6 protein-coding genes are annotated in these 6,263 nt (G+C 61.3%); 1 reads left to right on the top strand and 5 read right to left on the bottom strand.

Going from position 1 to position 6,263, the window contains the following annotated elements:
- A partial coding sequence (locus tag ACZAHD_RS20650; RefSeq protein WP_462458421.1) for a transposase occupies nucleotides 1–360 on the top strand: 360 nt, incomplete at its 5' end.
- A 401-nt stretch (nucleotides 361–761) separates the two neighbouring features.
- Here the strand turns inward: ACZAHD_RS20650 and ACZAHD_RS20645 are convergent.
- The 5 genes from ACZAHD_RS20645 to ACZAHD_RS20625 form a co-directional block, all read right to left on the bottom strand.
- Nucleotides 762–1,598, bottom strand: coding sequence for a DUF1989 domain-containing protein (locus ACZAHD_RS20645; protein WP_148666069.1), 837 nt, complete (start codon nucleotides 1,596–1,598; stop codon nucleotides 762–764).
- A gap of 50 nt (nucleotides 1,599–1,648) precedes the next feature.
- On the bottom strand, nucleotides 1,649–3,157 hold the full coding sequence (locus tag ACZAHD_RS20640; protein ID WP_462458423.1) for an amino acid ABC transporter permease/ATP-binding protein: 1,509 nt from the start codon (nucleotides 3,155–3,157) through the stop codon (nucleotides 1,649–1,651).
- Nucleotides 3,158–3,219: 62 nt separating this feature from the next.
- Nucleotides 3,220–4,050 (bottom strand): transporter substrate-binding domain-containing protein, encoded by an 831-nt coding sequence (locus tag ACZAHD_RS20635; protein ID WP_462458420.1) that lies wholly within the window; start codon nucleotides 4,048–4,050, stop codon nucleotides 3,220–3,222.
- Between the two features lie 28 nt (nucleotides 4,051–4,078).
- Nucleotides 4,079–5,236, bottom strand: a complete 1,158-nt coding sequence (locus ACZAHD_RS20630) for a M24 family metallopeptidase (protein ID WP_462458419.1) — start codon at nucleotides 5,234–5,236, stop codon at nucleotides 4,079–4,081.
- A gap of 26 nt (nucleotides 5,237–5,262) precedes the next feature.
- Nucleotides 5,263–6,246, bottom strand: a complete 984-nt coding sequence (locus ACZAHD_RS20625) for a hydantoinase/carbamoylase family amidase (protein ID WP_462458422.1) — start codon at nucleotides 6,244–6,246, stop codon at nucleotides 5,263–5,265.
- Between the last annotated feature and the right edge of the window lie 17 nt (nucleotides 6,247–6,263).

The following is a 6,263-nucleotide window of genomic DNA, read 5'->3' as shown; positions in this document are numbered from 1 at the left end:
CAGTACCGGCAGCAGACACTGACGCAGGAAGAGATGCTCGGGCGCTATATCAGTCATATCCCGGCGAAGCACTTTAAGATGGTGCGCTACTACGGATTTTTATCCAACCGGAAACGGGGCGAGCTGCTGCCGAAGGTGTATGAAGCCCTGGAGATGGAGGCGCGGAAGAAACCGGAGCAGCCGGGCTTCGCCCCGCTGGTGAAGGTGTTCCTGCACTCGGACCCGTACAAATGCATCCTGTGCGGCAACCGGCTGCGCTTTGTCAGCGCAGAAGCTGGCAGGCATGCGTCGGAATTAGTGGCCGAAAGGCTGCATAACATTGACCGTAGACGATGGCTTCAGGCACAGGCCGCAGGATAAGTGCACCTGAAAAATGAGTTTAAGGTCAGAAAAGAATCGAAATTCGTATTTTATTAACACAGGAGCCACAACCTCATGCCATCGTTGCGCGTCCGACAACAATATTCATGGTCAGGAAATGTTTAAAACGATGATTCAGTTTCCTAACCATGAACATATCCCTCAGGTATCCGCGTGGCCGATTCAGCAGCCTGCCGTGAGGATATGCGGTAAAAGGTTTTGATGCATCCTCTTCGAGTGAGGGCATCGAGGATGATATGTCCGGCAAGGTGTACACAATGTGATAATTATGCCGTAGAAACTATCAGGGATAGACGGAGAAATGCTTGCGATCGTTGATTACGCCCTGGCAATACCAGGGATGTTCGGCGCAATATTCTCTGAAATATTGCGCCATGCCATTACCAGCCGCCCGGCTGTAGCCGCAGGCCGTGATTACCGCGGTAATCCGGCGAAACCGGCGGCCGCCAGTTGGCCAGCAGCGCCGCGTCCGGCCGCCAGATCTCAACGCCCAGCGGGCGACAAACAGACAGCGTGTCCTGCGCTTCGTCGCCCCACATCGCCAGAGACAGATCGCCGCCCGGACAGGTGGAGATCGCGCACAGCAGATCGATTTCGGCGAAGAATTCGAGGTAGTCACCGGTCTTTGCCGGGCAGGACTTCATAAAGTACTTATCCTCCGCGTTCAGCCCGGTGCACTGAAATACGTTCAGCACGTCGTGCACGTCGAATTCGGTCAGGCCGTATGGCTGTACCGCGCGGGTCAGATTCGAGTGGCAGTGGAAATCGAAATCCTCCCCGGTCAGCAGCTTATTGACGTAGGGATCGCAGCGGGTGCCCAGCAGATCGTGGATCCTGCCGCCGTGCTCATCAATGCCGTAGTCGGCCAGGCTGTCGGCGGTAATGGTGGCGATCGGCCGCAGGAACGGCAGATTTGACCACAGGCGGTCGAAGGTCGACAGATGCGCGCGCTGCAGCTGGCGGGTGCGCGCGGCCCACATTCTCTCGCGCGGGTTGTGGCGGTTCCAGATGTTCAGGTCGCCCACCTGCGGCCCTTCCGGAGTAGTGATGCGGAACAGATGCCCAGCAGGTACCTCCCAGGCGAAGCCGCTACGGATCGGCACCCGGTACTGCTGCGTCAGCAGGCGCTCGCCGTCGGCCAGCGCCTGATAAAAGTCGCGATCGACATCCAGCGCGGAGCCTTTGGTGCTCTGATAGGCGGCGGGATAGGACGGCATAGTTAACTCCCCTTGCAAAAGTTGATGATGGTCGCTGATACCCGGCGGCGTTATCCCGCCCGGCCAATAAAGCGCTGTAGCCGTTCCGGCTGGCTGCCGTGGCGCAGCTCGTCTGGTGTGGCGTCGTGGATCACCTCGCCCTTCTCCATATAGATAATCCGGTCCGAAACGCCGAAGGCGAAGTTCATCTCGTGTGTGACGATCACCATCGTCATCCCCTCGCTCGCCAGCGCCTCAATCACCTTCAGCACCTCGCCCACCAGCTCGGGGTCGAGCGCCGAGGTTGGCTCATCGAACAGCATCACCGAGGGCTGCATCGCCAGCGCGCGGGCGATAGCGACGCGCTGCTGCTGGCCGCCGGAAAGCTGGTGCGGATACTTGTTGGCATGCTCGGCCAGCCCGACCTTCTGCAGCATGGCGAGGCTAAGCAGGCGGATGGCGATGCGGGTGTCGTGCCGGTGGTAGAGTGGCGCCAGCATAACGTTCTCCAGCACGGTCAGGTGGGAGAACAGGTTAAAGCCCTGAAAGACCATACCGACGTGCACGATGCGGCGCAGATGCTGTTTTTCGTCGTATTTTTCATTGGCATAAGAGCCGACGAGGAAGGGTTCGTTCTGCAGCCAGACCGCGCCGTTGTTCAGCGTTTCCAGACCGTTGAGGCAGCGGATCAGCGTGGTTTTGCCGGAGCCGGACGGGCCGATAATCGACACCACCTCGCCCCATTTCACCTTCAGGCTGACGTTTTTAATCACCTCATTGTCGCCGTAAAACTTCTGCCCGCGCTTCAGCTCCAGGGCAAACTCCCCCTTCTGTTCGATGTTCAGCCGGCGGCGCGTCGCCACCTGTGCCGGCGGCACATTGAAATCAGTGGTGATGCTGGGCGTGCGCCGGGCGATATCCAGGTGCCGCTCTAGCGCCTGCAGCAGGAAGCCGAACACCGTCACCACCAGCACGTAATAGAAAGCCACCGCGGTCAGCGTTTCGAGGATCAGGAAGTTCTGCGTATACAGCTGCTCGCCGACCAGCAGGATCTCGGCCAGTGAAATCACCGACACCAGCGAAGTCAGCTTGACGATGGTGATGTACTCGTTGATCAGCGTCGGCAGCGCCACGCGGAACGCCTGCGGCACCACGATCAGCCGCTGCACGCCGGGGAAGCAAATACCCAGCGCCTTACCGGCCTCCAGTTGCCCTTTCTGAATCGACAGCAGCCCGCCGCGGTGGATTTCGGCGATATAGGCGGATTCACTCAGTACCAGCGCCACCAACCCGGCAATAAACGGGTTGCCGAGAAACTGGCTGGTCGAGGCGAAGAGCTGCGGCAGGTTGTAGACGAAAATCAGCAGCACCAGTAACGGCAGGCTGCGGAACAACCAAATATAGAAGCGGGCGAAGCCGCTGAGAAAGGGGTTTTTTGACTGCTTGGCCAGCGCCAGAAAAAAACCGCATACGATGCCCAGCACCCAGGCGTACACGCTGAGTTCAACCACCGTCCAGGTGGCCTGCCAGAATGATTTATCAACAAACAGGCTCAGCAGGTAGTTCCAGTCAAAGTTCATTTCCCATTCTCCGGAAAAGTCATCACGAGCCATACCGGCGGTATGGCTCCGGGGCGGGTGTCTTAACCTTTGAAGGCGGCGGCGATCTCGTCCGCCGACGGTTCCTGCAGGTTATATTTCTGCAGCAGCGCCTGATAGCTGCCGTTCTTTTTCTGTTCGTCCAGCGCGCTGGTCAGGGCGTTGAGCAGCTGGTCATTACCTTTCGCGACGCCGAGGCCGATAATCACCGGCTCCAGAATGGTCTGCGAGGTGATCTGCAGCCGCCCTTTGGTTTGATCGACCATCATCTGCGACACCGCGGCATCGTCAAACTGCACGTCCGCCGCGCGCGCCAGCAGCGCCTGCGCCGCCAGCGGAGAAGAGGAATATTCCTGCACGGTGATCGGGCCCAGCTTGTTCTCCGCGCAGTAACCGGTGGAGAGTTTGTTCAGTGCCGGCACCCAGGCCGCCCCCTTCAGCGATGCCACCTTCTTGCCGCACAGATCTTTCTGCGTTTGCGGCCTGAAGTCGCTGCCCTTCACCGTCATCAGCGAGCCGCCGGTTTTCAGATAGGGGATGTAGTTAATCTGCTTCGCCCGCTCCGGGGTGATGTATAACGCAGAGGCGATAACGTCGAAATGGTGGCCGGTCAGGCCGAGGATCAAGTTGGCGAAGCGGGTATCTTCCGTTTTGGTTTTCAGGCCGAGCGAGTCTGCCACCCGTTTCATCAGGTCGGCGTCGAAGCCCGCCGCCTCGCCGTTCGCCAGATAGTCATACGGCGCCCACGTCAGGTCGGAACCGATGGTCAGAATGCCTTCCTGCTTGGTTTTTACTGCCGCCTGCGCGCTGCCGATAGCGCCAAACAGCGCGATAGCCAGCAGCATTTTACCGTTAATTTTATTGTGGTAAGCCATGATGAACCCCCTGATGTCAGCTGAACGATTAACGAATAACAATGAGTTCGCGCGGTGCGCGCCGGGTCAGGATCTGTGGCCCCGACGCGGTAATATGGATGTCTTCTTCATGCACCAGCATTTTTCCCGGCGCATATTCCATGCCCGGCTCAATGGTGATCACCATCCCTTCGCGCAGCACGGTGTTATCCCCCGGCATATGCGATGGCGGTTCGGTCAGCTGCAGGCCGAGGCCGTGCCCCAGCCGTCCGACGTTGTACCCCTGCGCCCCCGCCTGCTCCAGCACGCCGCTCATGCAGCGCCACAGATCGGTGGTTGTGGTGCCCGGCACCGCCAGCTTGATCGCCGCGTCGGTGGCGTCCCACAGCGCCTCATTGGCCCGCAGGGCAGCATCCGGAACGTTGCCGAAGCCGAAGTTACGGTCGAAATCGCAGAAGTAGCCGTTGACCGTTGCGCCAACGTCAACGATCAGCACGTCGCCATCGCGGATCTCACAGCCCGACGGGCGGGAGATGATCTGCTCGTAGCCACCGTGGCCGGAGGCCGCCGCCATAAACGGCACCGAGTGCGCGCCGCCGAGTATGATGTCGGCGGTCAGCCGCTGACAGATCTCCCGTTCGGTCTGTCCGCTGCGGGCGTAGCCCGGCAGGCGGTCGAAAGCGTCGCAGACCACGGTGCATGACTGACGGATGTAGTCCACTTCCGCTGCCGACTTCACCGCGCGCACCTGCCAGATGCACGGCGATCCGTCGACCAGTTCAAACGCGGTCAGCCGCGCCTTCAGCAGGAAGAGGTCGTTCAGCGGCATGCGCACCGCCGACTCGCGGCCGAACTCCATACCGATGCGGCCAAAACGCTTCGGTAATTGCTCCAGCGCCCCGGCCAGCAATGACACGCCATCGTCCGCCGGGCACGGCGCCGGCCAGCTCAGCGTGGTACCGATCCAGCTGCCCTGCAGCAGCGGCGCGCCGATTTCTGGCACGATCGCACTACAGAGTCCCTCAGCCGGGATCAGGAAGAACCACGGCCGGGTGGGACTTTCCCAGAACTGGCTGTCAAAGCCGCTGAAGTAGCGAAAATTCGGCGGTGAGGTCACCAGCAGCGCATCGAGCTGCTGCTGGCGCATTTCCGCCTGTACCCGGGCGATACGTTGTTCAAACTCCCCGGCGGTGAAGGCCAGTTCCATAGTTAACTCCTGCGTTTCGGTCTGCATTAAGGGTTGTTCGCCAGCTGCCACAGCGCGTCGGCAAGGACCTGCGCGCCCAGCGCCAGCTCGGCCGCGGGGGTAAATTCCGCCGGATGATGGCTGACGCCGTCGCGGCTCGGGACAAAAATCATCGCGGTCGGGCAGACCCGCGACAGCATCTGGGCATCGTGACTGGCCCCGGAAATCATCCGCAGGGTGCGCGAGGTTCGCGCCGTCGCCGCCTGTTCAATCGCCCGGCATACGGTGCCGGAGAAAAACACCGGTTCGGCGCGGGAGATATTGCGTAGCGCCACCGTGAAGCCGTCCTGTTCCAGCTGGCGCGCGGCCTGATGCAGGCGGATATCCGCCTGGCGCAGCCGCTGCGCATCGGCATCGCGAAAGTCGACGCTAAAACGGGCGCGGCCGGGCACCACGTTGATCGCCCCGGGCTCCAGGGTGAAGCTGCCGACAGTCGCCACGCTCGGCACGCCTTCTGCAGCGGCACAGCCGGAGAGTTCCTGCGCCAGCCGCATCGCCGCCTGCCCGGCATCCCGGCGCAGGTGCATCGGCGTGGTACCCGCGTGGTTGGCGTGCCCCTGAACTTCAACCTGCCACCACGAATGGCCCTGCACGCCCTCGACGATGCCGATGCGGTTCTCCGTCGCCTCCAGCAGCGGACCCTGTTCGATATGCAGTTCGATAAAACTGCCCGGCAGGTGTTGCCAGGGATCCGCCTCGCCGCCGTAACCGATGCGCTGCAGCTCGCTGCCGACCCGCTCGCCGCTGCGTGATTCGGCGGCCAGCGCGTCGGGCAGGCTGATATCTTTCACCATCACCCGCGATCCCAGCAGGTCCGGGGTGAAGCGCACGCCCTCTTCATTGCTGAAGGCGATCACTTCGATCGCGGTCACCGGCTGCAGCCCGCGCTCGTGCAGCGTCTGCAGCAGCTCCACCCCGGCCAGCACGCCGTAACAGCCGTCGAGGCTGCCGGCATCGATCACCGTGTCAATATGCGAGCCGGTGCAAA

It is taken from the genome of Raoultella sp. (genome assembly GCF_039594335.1).
Classification (GTDB): Bacteria; Pseudomonadota; Gammaproteobacteria; order Enterobacterales; family Enterobacteriaceae; genus Klebsiella.
This window is presented reverse-complemented; position numbering and strand designations above follow the sequence as displayed.